16 protein-coding genes are annotated in these 16,427 nt (G+C 63.1%); 12 read left to right on the forward strand and 4 right to left on the reverse strand.

Going from position 1 to position 16,427, the window contains the following annotated elements; all coding sequences use genetic code 11:
* Positions 1-57: 57 nt before the first annotated feature.
* The 4 genes from HNQ39_RS09570 (at position 58) to HNQ39_RS09585 (ending at position 5,520) form a co-directional block, all read left to right on the forward strand.
* Complete coding sequence (locus HNQ39_RS09570) at positions 58-1,227, forward strand: outer membrane protein assembly factor BamB family protein (protein ID WP_184194514.1); 1,170 nt, start codon at positions 58-60, stop codon at positions 1,225-1,227.
* A gap of 8 nt (positions 1,228-1,235) precedes the next feature.
* Positions 1,236-1,754, forward strand: a complete 519-nt coding sequence (locus tag HNQ39_RS09575; RefSeq protein ID WP_184194517.1) for a hypothetical protein — start codon at positions 1,236-1,238, stop codon at positions 1,752-1,754.
* Between the two features lie 37 nt (positions 1,755-1,791).
* Complete coding sequence (locus HNQ39_RS09580; RefSeq protein ID WP_184194519.1) at positions 1,792-3,963, forward strand: PSD1 and planctomycete cytochrome C domain-containing protein; 2,172 nt, start codon at positions 1,792-1,794, stop codon at positions 3,961-3,963.
* Positions 3,964-4,056: 93 nt separating this feature from the next.
* On the forward strand, positions 4,057-5,520 hold the full coding sequence (locus HNQ39_RS09585) for a DUF1501 domain-containing protein (protein ID WP_184194522.1): 1,464 nt from the start codon (positions 4,057-4,059) through the stop codon (positions 5,518-5,520).
* 95 nt (positions 5,521-5,615) lie between these two features.
* Here the strand turns inward: HNQ39_RS09585 and HNQ39_RS09590 are convergent, their stop codons facing one another.
* The 3 genes from HNQ39_RS09590 to HNQ39_RS09600 form a co-directional block, all read right to left on the reverse strand.
* Positions 5,616-6,413, reverse strand: a complete 798-nt coding sequence (locus tag HNQ39_RS09590; protein WP_184194525.1) for an SDR family NAD(P)-dependent oxidoreductase — start codon at positions 6,411-6,413, stop codon at positions 5,616-5,618.
* Between the two features lie 199 nt (positions 6,414-6,612).
* A complete protein-coding gene (locus HNQ39_RS09595; protein WP_184194528.1) occupies positions 6,613-7,893 on the reverse strand; it encodes a tetratricopeptide repeat protein in 1,281 nt (426 codons plus the stop codon).
* Between the two features lie 9 nt (positions 7,894-7,902).
* Complete coding sequence (locus HNQ39_RS09600; RefSeq protein WP_184194531.1) at positions 7,903-9,138, reverse strand: ATP-binding protein; 1,236 nt, start codon at positions 9,136-9,138, stop codon at positions 7,903-7,905.
* A gap of 103 nt (positions 9,139-9,241) precedes the next feature.
* Between HNQ39_RS09600 and HNQ39_RS09605 the strand changes: the two genes are divergently transcribed.
* The 4 genes from HNQ39_RS09605 to HNQ39_RS09620 all read left to right on the forward strand — a co-directional run bounded on the left by HNQ39_RS09605 (position 9,242) and on the right by HNQ39_RS09620 (position 12,322).
* Positions 9,242-9,904, forward strand: coding sequence for a hypothetical protein (locus tag HNQ39_RS09605; RefSeq protein ID WP_184194533.1), 663 nt, complete (start codon positions 9,242-9,244; stop codon positions 9,902-9,904).
* A 14-nt stretch (positions 9,905-9,918) separates the two neighbouring features.
* Complete coding sequence (locus tag HNQ39_RS09610; RefSeq protein ID WP_184194536.1) at positions 9,919-10,506, forward strand: hypothetical protein; 588 nt, start codon at positions 9,919-9,921, stop codon at positions 10,504-10,506.
* Positions 10,507-10,509: 3 nt separating this feature from the next.
* Complete coding sequence (locus HNQ39_RS09615) at positions 10,510-11,202, forward strand: hypothetical protein (RefSeq protein ID WP_184194539.1); 693 nt, start codon at positions 10,510-10,512, stop codon at positions 11,200-11,202.
* Positions 11,203-11,269: 67 nt separating this feature from the next.
* Complete coding sequence (locus HNQ39_RS09620) at positions 11,270-12,322, forward strand: hypothetical protein (protein ID WP_184194542.1); 1,053 nt, start codon at positions 11,270-11,272, stop codon at positions 12,320-12,322.
* 16 nt (positions 12,323-12,338) lie between these two features.
* Here HNQ39_RS09620 and HNQ39_RS09625 read toward each other — a convergent pair whose 3' ends face one another.
* The gene (locus HNQ39_RS09625; protein ID WP_184194544.1) at positions 12,339-13,532 is read right to left on the reverse strand and encodes a hypothetical protein; all 1,194 of its coding nucleotides are present in this window, start codon (positions 13,530-13,532) and stop codon (positions 12,339-12,341) included.
* 103 nt (positions 13,533-13,635) lie between these two features.
* Between HNQ39_RS09625 and HNQ39_RS09630 the strand changes: the two genes are divergently transcribed.
* From HNQ39_RS09630 to HNQ39_RS09645, 4 genes are read left to right on the forward strand one after another with little or no spacing between them, the layout of a single operon-like run.
* Positions 13,636-14,073, forward strand: a complete 438-nt coding sequence (locus HNQ39_RS09630; RefSeq protein ID WP_184194547.1) for a DUF6932 family protein — start codon at positions 13,636-13,638, stop codon at positions 14,071-14,073.
* Complete coding sequence (locus tag HNQ39_RS09635) at positions 14,070-14,279, forward strand: hypothetical protein (protein WP_184194550.1); 210 nt, start codon at positions 14,070-14,072, stop codon at positions 14,277-14,279. The genes HNQ39_RS09630 and HNQ39_RS09635 overlap by 4 nt, the downstream gene beginning before the upstream one ends.
* Positions 14,276-15,613: a methylenetetrahydrofolate--tRNA-(uracil(54)-C(5))-methyltransferase (FADH(2)-oxidizing) TrmFO gene (gene trmFO / locus HNQ39_RS09640; RefSeq protein WP_184197697.1), complete on the forward strand. Its 1,338-nt coding sequence runs from the start codon at positions 14,276-14,278 to the stop codon at positions 15,611-15,613. Before HNQ39_RS09635 ends, trmFO begins: the two co-directional genes overlap by 4 nt.
* Positions 15,610-16,362, forward strand: a complete 753-nt coding sequence (locus tag HNQ39_RS09645) for an SMI1/KNR4 family protein (protein WP_184194553.1) — start codon at positions 15,610-15,612, stop codon at positions 16,360-16,362. The genes trmFO and HNQ39_RS09645 overlap by 4 nt, the downstream gene beginning before the upstream one ends.
* The last annotated feature ends 65 nt before the right edge of the window (positions 16,363-16,427 follow it).

Consider the following 16,427-nt stretch of genomic DNA (forward strand, 5'->3'; position numbering starts at 1 on the left):
CTGGGTACAATGCCCTATGCGGCCGATTTCCAACCGGCGGCGAGGATTACAAGAAGTATGGCAAATAACTGGCTTCAGTACGGCGGCCCGAACCGGGATTTCTCGCTTCCTCAAGCCCCCGCCCCGAGAGGTGCGCCGACCGTGCGCTGGCGTCGGGGGCTGGGCGAGGGGACGGCGGGGATTGTCGGGGACGAAAAAGCGCTCTTTACGCTCTACGCCGAGGGGTTCAATAAGAGCCGCGAGGCCGGGGTTGAGGTGGTGGTGAGCCTGGATGCGGCGACGGGTAAGACGCGCTGGGAGCACAAGACACCCGTGGCGATGCTGCCCAAGCAGGAGTCGTACACAAGTGATCCAATCCGGCCTCAGGCGACCCCGCTTCTCTGGCAGGGCAAGTTGCTGACGCTGGGCTTTACGGGCTTTCTCAAGTGCTTTGAGGCCGCGACGGGCAAGATTTTATGGGAGCGCGACTTGGTCAAAGAGCTGGACGCGACACCCGTCCAGTTTGGATTTGCCGCAAGCCCCCTCGCCTACGACGGCGCGTTTGTGGTGCACGTGGGGGGAAAGCAGGCCACACTGGTCGCCTTTGAGCCACGCGATGGCCGCATCCGCTGGAAGTCTGCGCCGGCTGAGCCAAGCTACGCCTCCCCGATGCGGGTGCGTATCGACGGCGAAGACCAGCTGGTGCAGCTCACGCGGGATGCGCTGGTGGGGGTGGCGGCCAAAGACGGTGCGGCGCGCTGGAGCTATCCGATGCCCAAGCTCGGGCTGACCAATGTCCCCACGCCTTTGGTGCTCCCGGAGCAGCGTGTCGTGATCTCGGGCCAGGGCGTGCTCGGGACGCGCCTGCTGAGGCTTACTAAAAACGCTGCTACAGAGGTCTGGGTAAACACGAAGTCCACCTACTTCTACTGCAACTGGGCCGCCACGCGTGAGCTCGTGCTGGGCTGCAACAACGGCGGCTTTATCAGCGCGTTACGCCTCACCGATGGCCAGGAGCTCTGGCGCGAGCGGGGGCAGACTGACGGCAATCTCTTGCAGCTCGGTGACGACACGCTCTTTCTGCGCGGCGATGGCTTGCTCACGCGGGGCCGAGCGACGGAAGGGGGCCTCAAGACAGAGCCCGGTGTGCCGCTCCTCACCGGGCGCTGCTGGACCCCGCCAACCGTGATCGGGGAGCTGTTCTACGCGCGCGACAACAAGGAGATTCTTGCCGCGTCGCTGAAGTAGGTATCATCATGTTCCTGACTCCTCCCGACGAGAAAGCTCTTCGCGCCACTGCCTTCGCTGCCCTGATCGCCTACGCTCTCCAGCGCGACAGTGGGATGTGCGAGTACCGCCCGAGCTTCGCGCTGTTTCAGGTGCCTAGCAAGCCCCAGCTCGTCCGTGTCCCTAAGCTCTCTCTCCCCGACGATGCCCAGCAGCAGTTCGAGGCCCACAATGGGGCGTCTCTCAAGACCGTAGCTCTCTCCCGCTCCGAGCAGGCGCGGCTCACCGAGGCGTTTCGGGTGGAGCAGCGCCGCCAGAAGTTTCTCCCCGCAAAGAAAACAATTGGGAAAGTCACGCTGGAGCTTGGCCCGAGTTGGTGGGATGGCAAGCAAGCTGTCTTGGTGAGCTTTCGCTACCAGTACTCCTTCGACGATCACTCTCTCGGGGATGGCGGCAGTGGCTCGGCGGTCTTTGGAGGGATAGTGCTGCAGGGAGAGGCGCGCCGCTGGAAGCTCTCGCAGGTCGTCCCCGTGCTGGCCGCCGGATAAAGGAAAAAGCTCTCAGACCGCCGAACTAGATCGTACAATGGCGCACGCAAGACTCCGAGCACTGGGGCTGATCGTCTGGGGTCTGCTAGCAACGGCGGCGCATGCCCAGACTGCTTTCGAGGCGAAAGTGCGGCCACTCTTGCTCAAGCGCTGCACCCCCTGCCACGGGGCAGAGAAACAGCAAGGTAACCTGCGCCTAGACTCAAAAAATGGCTGGCAAGCAAGCGGGGTGATTGTCCCCGGCAAGCCCGAGAAGAGCCGCCTGATCGAGCGCATCAAGAGCAAAGACGCCCCCATGCCGCCGACCGGCCTCCTGCCTGCGAGCGAGCAAGCCGTGCTGACGGAGTGGGTGCGCGCCGGTGCTCCCGACCCGAGGACAGCCACAGTAGCGGCGAGCCCCGCGCTGGGCCCGAAGCTGCGGAGCCGGGACTTTGCGGTCACTGAGGCGGATAAAAAGTGGTGGGCGTTTCAGCCGGTCAAGCCGCCCGCGGCCGCAACAAACATCGACAAGCTTCTTCTGGCGCGGCTCACCCCCAAGGGCCTGGCACTGAGCCCGCCGGCGACACCCCGCGAGCAGGTGCGGCGGCTGTACTTCGACCTCTGGGGGCTGCCACCAAGCCCCGACGAGGTCGCGGCGTTTGAGAAGAACCCCAGCGAGGCGGCGTGGGCGGCGCTCGTGGACAAGCTACTTGCCTCGCCGCGCTATGGGGAGCGCTGGGGGCGGCACTGGCTCGATCTGGTGCGCTTCGCCGAGACCAATGGCTACGAGCGCGATAGCGAGAAGCCCCATGCCTGGCGCTACCGGGACTATGTCATCGATGCCTTCAACACCGACAAGCCCTACGATCGGTTTATCCAGGAGCAGCTCGCCGGCGATGAGCTGGAGGGCGGCGGCGATGCGGGGATTATCGCGACGGGCTTCTTCCGGCTGCATGTCTGGGACGACGAGCCCGATAACACGCTGGTGGCGGAGTTCGACGACCTCGACGATGTGATGGTGACCACGGGCGCGGCGTTTCTGGGGCTGACGATTGGCTGTGCGCGCTGTCACGACCACAAGTACGACCCCCTCAGCCAGCGCGACTACTACCGGTTGCTGAGCTTTCTACGCGGGATCGATCCCTACGGCCAGCACAAGACCGGCGGCGGCGGGCGTGGCACGGGGCGGATCACGCGCTCGCTCGCCAACCCTACGGAGCAGGCGCTGGCGGTGAACGAGAACGGGGCCAGTGCAAAGTCAACCTACGTGCTCTCCCGCGGCGAGGTGGGCTCTCCCCGCGAGGAGGTCTTTCCCGCCTTCCCTGAGGTGCTGGCGCAGAAGCCCCCGGTGATCCTGGCGCACGGTCAGTCGTCGGGGCGGCGCACGGCGCTGGCGGCGTGGATCGCGAGCCCGAGCAACCCCCTCACGGCGCGGGTGCTGGTCAACCGGCTCTGGCAGCACCACTTTGGGGTCGGGATCGTCCCCACGCCGGATGACTTTGGCAACACCGGGCTCCGTCCCACCAATCTCCCGCTGCTAGACTATCTGGCAGGTGAGCTGGTGCGCGGCGGGTGGCGGCTCAAGCGCCTGCAGAAGCTCATGGTCACCAGCCGCGCGTATCGGATGTCATCGCGGACCGACAACCCGAGAGCCCTCGCGCTCGACCAGGACAACACGCTCCTCTGGCGGCAGAACCTGCGGCGGATCGAGGCCGAGGCGGTGCGCGACACGCTGCTCGCCGTGAGTGGGCTGCTCGACCTGAAGCAAGGCGGCCCCAGTGTCTATCCGACCCTCCCCGCCGAGATCCGCGACTCCGGCAACCCTGCCAACGCCAACTGGCACGATAGCCCCGAGGCGGAGCAGAACCGGCGCAGTGTCTATTTGGTGGTCAAGCGCGCCCTAAAAGTCCCGCTCCTGGATGCCCTGGACTTCGCCAACAGCACCTCGCCCGCGGGCGTGCGCCCGGTCACGACCACGGCACCGCAAGCCCTGATTCTCCTCAACGACTCCTTTGTCCAGAGGCAGGCCGAGGCGCTCGCCACGCGCCTGGCGACGGAGAACAACCCCGACAAGCTCACCCGCGCCTTCGCCCTCGCGCTCCAACGCATGCCGCGCCAGAGCGAGCGCCAAGCCGCCCTGCACCTGCTCGGCCCCCAGCCCGACCACGCCGCCTGGGTCGGCCTCTGCCGCGCACTGCTCAACCTCAACGAGGTGATCTATGTGGATTAAGACCAGCCCCCTAACCCCCGCCCGGCGGGGGGAATCTAAGGAATCCGATTCCAATTTGTCCCCCCGTTTCACGGGGGTTAGGGGGGCAACACCATGAACCCCGACGACCACCGCCTTCTCACGCCGCTGCCGCGCCCACTCTGGGAGCAAGGCGCGGGCTTCCCCGCCCTTGCGCTGGCTAACTTGCTCGCTGACTCCCCCTTCGCGAAGCCGGAGGGGGCTGGGGGGAGGCAAAACACGCGCAAGAAGGCCAAGTCTTGCATCTTTCTCTTTATGTTCGGTGGCCCCAGCCAAGTGGATTTGTTCGACTACAAGCCGGAGCTGCAAAAGCGCGATGGGCAGACGATTGAGAACGAGTTTCGGCGCGGGACTAAGACAAAGGCGACCCTGCAAGCAAGCCGGCGGAGCTTCAAGCAGCATGGGAAGTCCGGGCTCTGGTGCTCGGATGCGTTTCCCCAGCTCGCGCGGCACATGGACAAGCTGGCGGTGGTCAAGTCGCTCTACTCGGACTCGTTTGCCCATGGCAGTGCGCTCTTGCAGATGAACAGCGGGCGGATTCTCCAGGGGCACCCGTCGCTGGGGGCGTGGCTCTCCTACGGGCTGGGGACGCTCAATAAAAACCTGCCGGACTACGTGGTGATGCTCGACCCGCGGGGTGGCCCGACCACGGGCGCACCCAACTGGAGCAGCGGCTTCATGCCGGCCAAGTACCAGGGAACCGTGCTCCGAACCGATAGCCAGCCCATGCTGGACCTCAAGCCGTCGGCGGGGACGAGCCGCGAGCAGCAGCGGCGCGAGCTGGATTTTTTGCAAGTGGTCAATGCGGAGCACGAGCGCACCCACCCCGGCTACTCCGAGCTGGCGGCCCGGATCGCGAGCTACGAGCTGGCCTTTAAGCTCCAGACCACGGCTCCCGAGGCGCTCGATCTCTCGAAAGAGGACCCGCGCACCCTGGAGCGCTATGGCATCAACACACCCAAGCCGACCTGGCACCCGCTGGCGCAGGGGCCCGCGCCGTTTGGGCGGCAGTGTCTCACCGCGCGGCGCTTGGTCGAGCGGGGCGTGCGCTTTGTGCAGCTCTACTCGGGCGGCGGCGGAGCGGGGGGGCAGAATACCTGGGACGGTCACCATGGGATCGAGGAGAACTTGCGGCTCCACTGTCCCGAGGTGGACCAGCCAATTGCGGCGCTCTTGGAGGACCTGGAGCAGCGCGGTCTGCTCGACGAGACCCTGGTGGTCTGGGGTGGGGAGTTTGGGCGCATGCCGGTCTCGGAGACCTTCAACACAGGCGGTAAGCCGGGCGGACGAGACCACAACCCGAAAGGCTTCACCTACTGGCTGGCCGGTGCCGGTGTCAAGGCGGGCACGAGCTACGGCGAGACCGATGAGCTGGGCGAGGCGGCGGTGGTCAATCGCCACCACCTGCGCGACCTGCACGCGACCATTCTCCATCTGATGGGGCTGGACCACACGCGCCTGACCTACCCGCACGGGGGCTTGCAAGAGAAGCTCACCGGGGTCTTGCCAACAAGTATCATTCAAGGAGTCGTGGCATAACAGGGGGATATGTGCCAGAACCACAGCCCGAGGATCAGGCCGGAACCACAAGGGTTCCGGCTTGAGAGGGCTACTATATTGTCCGGGCCTGCAAACTAAGCCGCAAAGAGCTGGAGGCCGCCATCGACCCGGAGGATCTGGCCGGAGATAAAGCGTGCCTCTGGCGAGCAGAGAAACACCACCCCGTCGGCGACCTCGGCGGGGAGGCCGTAGCGGTCCAAGGTCCCCTCGGTGACCGTCATGGCCGGGTCGAGCGGGCGGGTCGCATCGAAGCGTGCGGTGCGGGTGGGGCCGGGGCTGACCGCATTGACCCGCACGGCGTGGGGCCGGAGCTGATACGCCAGGCAGCGCGTGTACTCCACGATCCCCGCCTTCGCCACCGCATAGATCACACCATCGTCGCGGCCGATATGCGCCGCACTGGAGGCGATATTGACGATCGCGCCACCCTTGCGCTCGGCCATCTTCCCGCCCACGGCCTGGCACAGAAGGATCGTCCCAATGAGGTTGCGGTTGAGCATGGCGTGCATGTCCACCAGCTTCACCCCCAGGGCATCGTTGGGCTTGGGCTTGCCCCCCGCCGCCGCGATATCGCCGCCGGCTGCATTCACCAAGATATCGATCGGCCCCAGCGCCGCCTCGATCTCGCCGATAAAGCGTGCCACGTCGCTCTCGCTGGAGACATCGCCCACGACGCCCAGCTTTGCGCCCGCCGCCGCCGCGGAGGCATCGAGGTCGGCAAACTCCCCAAACTCCGCCGGAGCCTCACGGGAGATATCGTGAATCGCCACAATCGCCCCGCGCGCCGCGAGCCGTGAGGCCATCGTGTGCCCCAAGCCGCGCCCCGAGCCCGTCACCAGGGCCACCTTGCCTGCCAAGTCCATTGTTTCCATGCCAGACCGTTTCGCGCTAGCGCCGGCTTTTTCCTGCTCGGACGAGGCGTTATTCACGGTCATTCGGTTTTGCCTCCCGGCTCGCTTAGGCTCGCCACCCTCCAGCTTCGTGAAGGGTTTTATGGGCTTGAACTACCCCCTTCGCTTGCCGGAGGGGGTCGCGCTCTAAGGCGCGGGGGGAGGCAAAAACGTGAAGACCTTATTCGAGCTCCAGGTCCTCGACCCGCAGGAGAGGGGGCGTGGGGAGGTCCTGGCTGAGGTCGAAGTCCTCGAAGCGGGGGCGGGCGTGGCGTAGCCAGTCTGGGGCGGGCGTGTCCGGGGAGGTTGGCGCGGGCTCGGTGAGCTCGAGGGGCTTGAGGAACTTGATCTCCTCCATGTGCTTCCCTGAGCGCGACATCGAGGCAAAGACCGAGAAGAAGAGCCCCACCAAGTAGCAAAACGCGAAGCCCGGCCAGTCCGGAAGCGCAGGGACGAGCCGGGGGAAGAAGGTGAAGACGATCAGGGTTACCGCAGTGACGAGCCCCAGCAAGAGGACAATCCCCATCACGAGCAGGCTCGGGCTAAAGGCATTGGCCAGCCAGAGGTGGCGGCGGACCTCCTCAGGGATGGTGAAGTACTGGCGGCGGCGGTAGCGCAGGATCCAGTGGTCGGTGTCGAGCAGGTACATCGTGTTCCAGACCAGCACCACCAGCGACCAGAGCAGCCCCCACCAGCTCCACCAGCCGAGAATGTGGTGGGCGGCCCAGCAGAAGAAGCTGGTCAGGCACATCCAGAGATACCAGGGAAGCGCAAGCCACGCGGGCACGAGATAGCCACCCACTTGCTCCGCAAGGGCGCTCTGTGCGAAGGAGCTCCCAAGATCGGCGAGTACCCCCTCGCGGTAGGCCTGGAGCGACTCCGGGCGGCGTTTTTGGCCCCAGAGCGCACGGGCGAGGCTGATAGGGAGCCCCGCACTATCGGGCGCAACCCCTAGGCCATCGCGGGCGGCCTGCTCCGCCTCCTGCCAGCGCCGTAGCCCTAAGAGCGCCTCGGCGCGTGCCTGGTGGCTATCGGGGTCCTCCGGGTAGAGCTCGGTGAGCTCCTCGCCAATCGCCAGAGCCTCTTTCCAGCGCTTGGTCTGGCCGTAGACCTGGGAGAGCACCCAGAGCGCGGCGGACTCGTGGGGATCGAGGCGGACCGCCTCTTGCGCCGCCGCCAGTGCCTCGGGCTTCTTCCCCAGAGCGAGCAGGGCAAAGGCGCGCAGGCGGTGGGGATACTCCTCAAACGGGTCTTCGACCGCGGCACGCTCCGCCCAGCGCAGGGCCTGGACATAGTCGTTGCACTGGAGATAGGCACAGGCCAGGACCGCCAGCACCTCGGGATCGTCGGGGGCCTCGCGCAGGGCATCGGTCAGGAGCGGGATGGCCTGCTGCGGGCGGTCGAGCTGGAGCAGGTGGCGGGCACGTGTCAGGCTCTCTCTGCTACGGTCTTCGCTGTCCATGGTCTCCTCCTAGAGTAGCTTCTTGGCCCTCAGGTACTCCACGAGCTCATCGTAGATTCCCCCCTCATTGGCAAAGAGGGCGTAGTTGCGCGCCATGTCCAGCCAGGGCCGGGGGCTCGGGTGGACCTCGCGCAGGGCTTTCTTGAAGTCGTCGTTGCCGATAGGCCGGACCGTGCCGCGGACGACCGAGTCCTCTAGGGCGTACTCCGCAGCGGTCTCGACCAGGTGCACCAGATCGGCCCCGGAGAAGTCGTCGGTGCGGGCGCTGAGGGCGGCGTAGTCCAGAGTCCCGACCGGCCGCTGGGCACACTGCAGGCGCAGGATCGCCTCGCGCGCCGGGGCATCGGGAGGCAAGACAAGCAGCGTGCGGTCGAGGCGCCCCGGCCGCCGCAGGGCCGCGTCGATATCCCACGGGTGGTTGGTCGCCGCCAGGACAAAGATCCCCTCGTTGTCGCTGCCAACCCCGTCGAGCTCGGAGAGGAGCTGGTTGAGGGTATCGCGGGTGGCGGACTCCCGGCGTAGGCTGCGCTTGCGGCCCAGCGCGTCCATCTCATCGAAGAACAGCACGCACGGGCGGCGACGGCGCGCCTCGGCAAAGAGGGCGCGGATGTTCTTCTCGGACTCCCCGACATACATGTCCAGCACATCGGCGAGCCCGATCGAGATAAACTGCGCGCCCAGCTCGCCTGCAACTGCGCGTGCCAGGTAGGTCTTGCCACAGCCGGGCGGGCCGTAGAGCAGCATCCCGCCGCGCAGGGACTTGCCGTACATCGCCCGGAGCTCAGGGTTCTTGAGCGGGGCCAGAAACGCGATATTGAGCCGCCGCTTCACCGCCTCCATCCCCGCCACATCGGAGAGGCGTATGGTCGACTCCTCGGCAGAGAAGATCGGCTCCGGGGCCTCGTCCCAGCCGTCGGTGCGCAGGCGAGCCGGAGCGGGGGTGGAGGTGAGGGGCGTGGGTGGCTCTGGCGCGGTTGCGCCGTCGCCACGGAGGGCACGCAGGAGCCGGCGGTAGCTATCGGCGCGGCTGCTCTGCCCGGCTTCTTCAGCCGCACGGGCGGCGTAGGTCAGTGCCTCTGTGTTGTCGGGCTGGCGGCTGAGCACAAAAGCGCTGTGCTCCAGTGCCTCGGGGTAGCGCTCCGCTTCGAGCAAGAGGCGCACCAGATGGAGCCGCAGTGCCAGGTTCTCGGAGTCGGTGTCCAGGGCGACCGTCAGCGCAGCAATAACCGAGGGATCAACAGGCATCGTGGCTCTAAATATACCAGGAATGCGCCGGGGACGAAAGCCATAGGCGGGCAGGGTGAAGGTTCTGCTAAAATGGGAGTCGAAGAGCTCAGGAGAATTAAAAATGCTACTTATCACCCCGCCTACGCTGACTGTACTCACCCAGACCGATGCCAGGCCTCAGGCTGCGCGCCCGCGCGTTGCACCCATCAAGGTTGAGCTGACCCATCTCATCCCCACGGTGCTGGTGGAACTGCTCAGCACTCCCGAGCTCGCACCGCTGTTTTTCGAGGACGAGAGCCTGAAGGCGCGGGTGTCGGCGGGGAAGGTGCCGCTCGCGGCGCGGCCTGTGGGGCTGGACAATCTTATAGCAAGCGATGCCGACCATACGCTCATTGCCCAGGGCACCCCCGAGGCCCTTAAGGAGCTCCGGGCGTTTCTCAAGAGCCTGGATGTGGAGCCTCAAGGGGTTCTGTTGACGATGCGCCAGGTGCAGAAAGGCAAGCCCGAGAGCCACCCCGTTGTCCAGACATTTAGCAACTTAAAAGCAAGCATCACGGTGGGCGGGGCGGCGGATATCCAGAGTCTCACCGTGCCCCCTCCTCTCAGCTGTGATGTCCAGAGTGTCACGGTCATCCCACACCTCAACCGTGATGGGAAGACGGTTGTGGTGGCGGCAAAGGTCAATAAAGAAAAATGGCTCGTGCAGACCGGTAAGCTCGGGGGGGAGCTGAAGTTTGTCTTTCCCCACAACCAGGAGCTGTCTCTCACCGCGACACGACAGTAGATAAGGCTCTTCCCATGCCGTTCCCCCTTCCCCCCGCACTGGTTCAGCAAGCCCTCCCGCAGGAGAAACCGCGCCTTGTCAAGATTGAGCTCCATTTCGTAGCGCCATCGGCGGCGATGAAGCGAATCGACGGGAACGGGAAACAGAAGAGTCTCCGGCCCGATGGGCTGCGTAATGTCATTATCAGCGATGTGGATAAGGTGTTAATTCTCCAAGGCACCGAAGAAGCCGTGGCGGAGTTCAAGGCGCTCCTGCGTCTGATTGATGTCAAGCCCGTCGTCCTAGAGCTGAAGGTGCAGTTTGTGCAGGAAGGCGAGAACACGATCTACCTGCGCCTGCGCACTGCCGATGCCCAGAAAACCCGCGTGACTCTGGGAGAAGATGCCCTCGCCCGTGGCCTGCTGATCATCCCGCACTTGAGCGACGACAACAAGTCTGTCACTTTCGAGATTCTCCGTGAGGTCGGGGAGCCCTCAAAGCTGGCCGATCCCAAGAAAGTGCCCCTGATGAAGGCGGGAGCCCTCGGCCAGGAGCTGCGCATCCCGCTTGACGATGGCCTGCTCTTTCTCACCGCGACACTTCTGAAGACAGAAGGAAAGTAAAAGATGCTCTTGACGCCGCCACCCGCCTTGATCTTCCTGATGCAGGCCGCTGCAGAAAAAGAGCGAGGTATCACGCGTGTGAGCTACGAGCTGCGCCATGTCCCGCCGGGTTACTTTCTGTACATGGTCGATAGGTCATCGCCAGCGACGCTACGTCCCAAAGGTGTCCAAACGATCCAGTGCGACTACACGAAGCGGCAGATCACGGTCGCTGCGACCTCGACGGGGCATGCGGATCTGAAGCTGCTCCTCACGCGATTTGATGTGGTGCCCGAGCCCGAGCCCCTTCCCGTTAAGAAAATCATCCCCATTTTTTCGGAAGTCAGCCTGAAAATGAAAGGAAAGGACACGCTTGACGGAGCCATTATCGTCCCGATTGAAAAAGAGGCGACCGCGGAGTTCCCTCTCTCTGAGCCGACAGCCGTCTCCCTCTGTCCGCAGCCTGGCCGAGCTGCGAGCGAGGTCTCTTTCTACAAGTGGCGGATCACCCCACACTTCAGCCCCGATGAGAAGACCGCCACTCTTGATATTGTCTTGGTGGCGGAACAAAAACCGAAGGATCAGCTGATCTTCCTGGGGACGCAGACCGTGACCGTGGGAGTCTACACGAAAATCACCTTCCCCGCGACCATGGTACTCCCCGACAAACAGGAGTTCTTCGTCCGTGTCCGACGCGCCAACCCCGACGACTATTAGTTCCCTAACGGGCGCAAAGGAAATATCATCGAGCTCCTGTCTTGGAGCCGGAAAGAAGATTGAAGTTATGCTCTTACCCACTCCCCCCGCATTTGTCTCTCTAATCCAGGCTGCTTCGCCAAAAGACGAGCTCACAACCGTTGTCTACGACCTGCACAATGTCTCGCCGGCCTACTTTCTCCAAGAGCTAGACAGTCCTCGGAACCCGCGTCGGCCTGATGGAGTTGCGTCCATTACGCCCGACGATGTGCGGAGCATCATCATGGTCAAGGCAACTCCCGCCGGGCATACCGCGCTGAGAGCGGTTCTGGAGAAGCTCGATACGTCTGCGCCGCCCCAGTACATCCACTTCTACCTGCACGCAACCAAAGATGGCGAGATCACGCGAGGAATTCCGCTCTCGACAGAAATAAGCGAGTCGTTGACGGTAGGCATTCAGTACAACCAGGCGGAGCTCGACGAGATGAAAAAACGCCCTTGGAACTGTCAGGTTCCTGTCAAGCCCGAGGTCGCGCTGATCTTCACGCCACACCGTGATGGCGATGATAAGACGATTCGCTTGGAGTGGCGGCTTGTGCGTTCTTTGCCGAAATCACAGACACAGACCGTGGTTCTGCCGGAGCTGACGCTCAAGATTGGGGAGAAGACCACCCTTCCCCTCAGTGATGCCCTCCCGTCTTCACTCTCCGCTCTCAACATGACCGCGTGGCTGGAGCCGAAAGTGGCGCCCAACTCCGTGGCTGCTTCCCAACAAGCCAACTCCTCGATCTATGCCGAAACCCGCGTCCAGGTAAAGAAGAAGGGCGAGCTGTTTCAGGCTCCGATCACCGCGCACGCCAAAGACGCCCCGGCTGAGTTTTACTTCGAGGAGCTACAGGCTCAGGGGCAGACACTTGGCATTGTCGCCCACTTCAGCGACGATGAGAAAACGGCGCGGCTCGAATACTTTCTGCGGGTCAAAGACAACCTTCAGGCATCGGTGATCTCGCTGGGCACGCAGACCGTGACGGTCGGGGAGAACACCAAGATGGTTCTCGACAAGCCCCTTGGCCTGACGGATGCCGATGAGTTCTACGTCCGTGTCCAGCGTGTCACCCCCGACGACTATCTGCTTCCCTAAAATAACAGTAGGCATGTCAGGGACGCCCCTGAGCATCCAGAAGAAAAGTCTGACGCACGATTCCCCGGACGGCTTTTTCTCGTCCGAGAGAATCCAGAGGATGCGCTTGACACTCCTGCTCGGACTTGGATAGAAAGTTCAGTAACACGAGGCTTCGCTTCTCGTTTGCGCCAACGGCCAAGCTCAGATAGGAGGGATCCGCGCGTCTCAGGGTGAGAACGGCAAAGGGGCTTCCCGACAGCCCGGCTGTTTTCCAGAGGGTGTGGGGATCATCAGAGGACGTGTCGGGGTTGAGAAAGCTCTCTCCGTAGAGTGTCGCCTCAATCGTCCGCCCCGGTGCAGCCTGCCGCCACCTGTCCAGCCAATCGAGAGAGGCGACACTGTCAGTGAGTCGTTTTGCCTGACGCAGAAATGTCTCACCAGTGAGCTTTGGCTTACCGTGCACAAGCGGAATGTACCAGTCAAACTGGTCAATACGCTTCCGTCGGCGTGGCTTGAGAGTCATAGAGAGAGCTGCCCCCTCTTTTGAGAGAGATTCGAGAAACATATAGCTACTCTGGTCAAAATCTGACAGCAGGTACTGCGCGTCGAGGCGCGCAAAGCCAGGGAGCCGATGGAGACGTTTTTCTGCTGCACGGGTGTTTTGCTCCTCTTGGCGCTGCGAGCGAATCTCTATAGCAGCTTCTGTTTGCGAGTGAGGAATGTCACGAAGCCAGACCTGCTGTTTGCCTTTTTGTGCTGCGTCCTTTGCCTGCTCTCCAACCCTACTCAGACTCAAAACGGGTGTGGGTGGCAAGTTCCTCCAAGCTCGCCCTTTAGGGCTCTTGTGCAGTACCGCAAGATCGTGGGGTGACGCATCCAATAGATAACCGCTGGCGCAGCTTTCGTCTTTGTAGTGCTCTTCTCCTAGTACTAGGTCGCCTTTGAGCCAGGTAATTGCCACTTCCTTGAGCTGAGTACACCCGCTCCCGTGAGGGAGGCGGTAGTAGCGGATCAGATTTTGGAGCCGCTGGACTTGCGCGGGGGTGAGCAAAACATCGGCGAGGGGCTCTGGGGATGGGTTCGGAAGAAACGGTGCCGCCTTTTCCCTGACGCTGAGATAAGGCCGAGGCGCGGGATGGTAGGTGAAAAGATAGGAGTAGAAACCCCCATCGCCATACGAGCGAAAGTCAATAGTGACAGTCTGATTCGCCGAGCAGAGCAAGTCCATATCTCTCAGAGTACCGCGTGGGTTTCTTGCTTCAATGCCAGGATAGAATAGAGTCATGTCTTCTGATGTTGTTGTGGTTGTTTCCGAAAGGGGGGTGGGCTGAGTGCCACTTCCTGCCTTTCAAAGTGATGGAAACCTGCCGGAAGGGATCTACTCTGCTAGCTGGTCGGAGCTGGCCGAGCATTTCGGAGGAACGGAACGTCGCCAGCAGCTTCTTCAGCGCTTGGAACAGCTCTACGGGCTCGCGAGCGCAACCACGTTTTTGGAGCGCTTTGTTGTCTTTGGAAGCTTTGTTACCACAAAACCAGAGCCCGGCGATGTGGATGTCATCCTGGTGATGCGTCCGGGATTTCAGAGTGCTAGAGTAGGCGAACCAGCCTGTTTTCTCTTCGATCACGATGAAGAAGACCGGCGTTTTGGAGCCAGTATTTTCTGGATTCGGACAGACTTGCTGATCCTGGAGACCGTGGAGGAGTTTCTTGACTACTGGCAAACACGGCGTGACGGGGGGCGGCGCGGTATTATTGAGGTGGTGCCATGATTCAAAATGACCAAGAACTGAGAGTAACACAGGAGCGCATTGTGCGCTTTGAGAGCTTGCTGGCCCAGCTTCGGGTCAGTGCCAGCCGGGAAGAGTTTCCGCAGGTTTCGGGAGGCTACCGACGAGAGATTGAGCGAATGCACACAGAAGTGATGGAGTATCTCACGCGGCATAGCAGTGACGCGCCGCTCGCGATACAACGATAGCCATGTCTTTTGATGTCACAGTAATCGGGGCGGGGATGGCGGGGAGCGAGGCGGCGTGGCAGGCGGCGCAGCGGGGGGCGAAGGTTCGGCTGGTCGAGATGCGGCCCAAGAAGCTGACCCCGGCGCACCAGAGCGACAAGGCGGCGGAGATTGTCTGCTCGAACTCGTTTAAGAGCAACCATATTTCGAATGCGAGCGGCTTGCTCAAAGATGAGATGCGTAAGCTCGACTCGCTCATCGTGAGCTGCGCCGATGCCACTTCCGTTCCCGCGGGCGAGGCGCTGGCCGTGGACCGGGAGGCGTTCTCGGAGCTGGTGACCGAGCGGCTCCTGGCGCACCCGAGTATTGAGTTTGTCCGCGACGAAGCCACGGAGATTCCGGGCGAGGGAAAGGTGATTATCGCCAGCGGCCCGCTGACCTCCGATGCGCTCGCGGCCCAGATTGGGCAGCTCACCGGGCGCTACGATCTCTATTTCTACGATGCGGTCGCGCCGATTGTCGATGCCAGCACGATTGACTATACGAAGGTCTTTCGGGCGTCGCGGCGGGGCAAGGGGCTGGAGGCGGACACGTCGGACGATGCGGCCTACCTCAACTGCCCGATGAACAAGGAGGAGTACACCGCGCTCTGGCAGGCCATCACGGAGGCGGAGCTGGCACCGGTTCACGACTTCGAGGACATCAAGTACTTCGAGGCCTGCTTGCCTGTCGAGGAGCTGGCGCGGCGCGGCGAGCGGACGCTCTCCTTTGGCCCGCTCAAGCCGGTCGGGCTGGAAGACCCGCGCACGGGGCGTCGCCCGTGGGCCGTGGTGCAGCTGCGGCAGGAGAACAAGGCGGGGACTCTCTACAACTTAGTCGGCTTCCAGACCCGCATGAAGTGGGGGGCGCAGAAGAAAGTCCTCCAGCTCATCCCCGGCCTGGAGAACGCGGAGTTCGTGCGCTTTGGGGTCATGCACCGCAACACCTACATCCACTCCCCGAGCCTCCTCGACGCCACGCTCGCCCTCAAGTCCGACCCACGGATTCGCTTCGCCGGGCAGATTGTCGGGGTGGAGGGGTATCTAGAGTCCGCCGCGATGGGCCTGATCGCCGGCCTTAACTCCAGCCGTGAGACACCGATCATCTTCCCGCAGAGCACGTCGCTGGGGTGCCTGACGCACTATGTCGCCCACTACGAAGGCAAGCCCAAGGACTTCGCGCCCATGAACGCCAACTGGGGCATGATGCCTCCTCTGGAGGGCGACCGCATCCGAGACAAGAAAGAGCGCGGCCGCGCCATGGCCGCCCGAGGCCAAGCTGATTTCGACAAAGCACGGGAGCAGGTGGGGCTATGAGCCGCCCGACCATGACCGAGGCACTGGCGGCGCTTCGACAGCTCCCGTTGACTTTTTTCCCCGGAGCGGATAGCGTAGACTTGGAGCAACTGGACGAGGTGCCGGGAGCTACGTCGCCCGATCCCGTGCGTGCGCTGTACGCCGATCACAATGGGTTTTCCGACGACGGTTGGCCAACAGAGAGCGCCGAGTTCGCAAGGGGGCATGGAACCCGCTTCACCCTGATGCCCGTGGCGGAGGCGCTGGAGACACGCAGGGCGATTCTGGAGGAGTGGTTTGAGACGGAGGAAGAGGCCGCCCTCTACACAAACCTGTTGCCTCTGTGGACGGATAGTGCCAACTACATGTGTTACTTCCTTGCAGGTCCCTTGCAAGGCAGGCTGGGCTTTCTCTTCCACGAGGATCCGTACTTTATTCAGCCGCTCTTCCGAGACATCCCCGCGTTCCTCTGCGACCTTGTCCGCGAGGCACGAACAGGCAACAACGCTTTCGACTACCCCGCGCAGACGCCGCGCCCGGAGTGGGACGTGGTAGATACCGCGCTCTGTCAGGGATTTATCGAGGAGTATCTCACCTCGGAGAACCCCTTTCTGCAGCAAAACGCCGCCCGAAATGCCATCTACCTCTGTCCACCGGATCGTCTCTCGCTTCTGGAGCCTCTCCGAACAACCCCAAGAAACCTGGACGACTACGACTATGAAACCCTCCTGCGTGTGCTGGCAAAACGTGAAGCGGGGGAGCTGACCTAGGAGCGCGTCGATGGGCCTGGTTCTCGCACGGATCGAGTGGGCACTGGCGCACCCTTGCCCCTTGC

The sequence above is a fragment of the Armatimonas rosea genome, assembly GCF_014202505.1.
In the GTDB taxonomy this organism is placed as follows: domain Bacteria; phylum Armatimonadota; class Armatimonadia; order Armatimonadales; family Armatimonadaceae; genus Armatimonas; species Armatimonas rosea.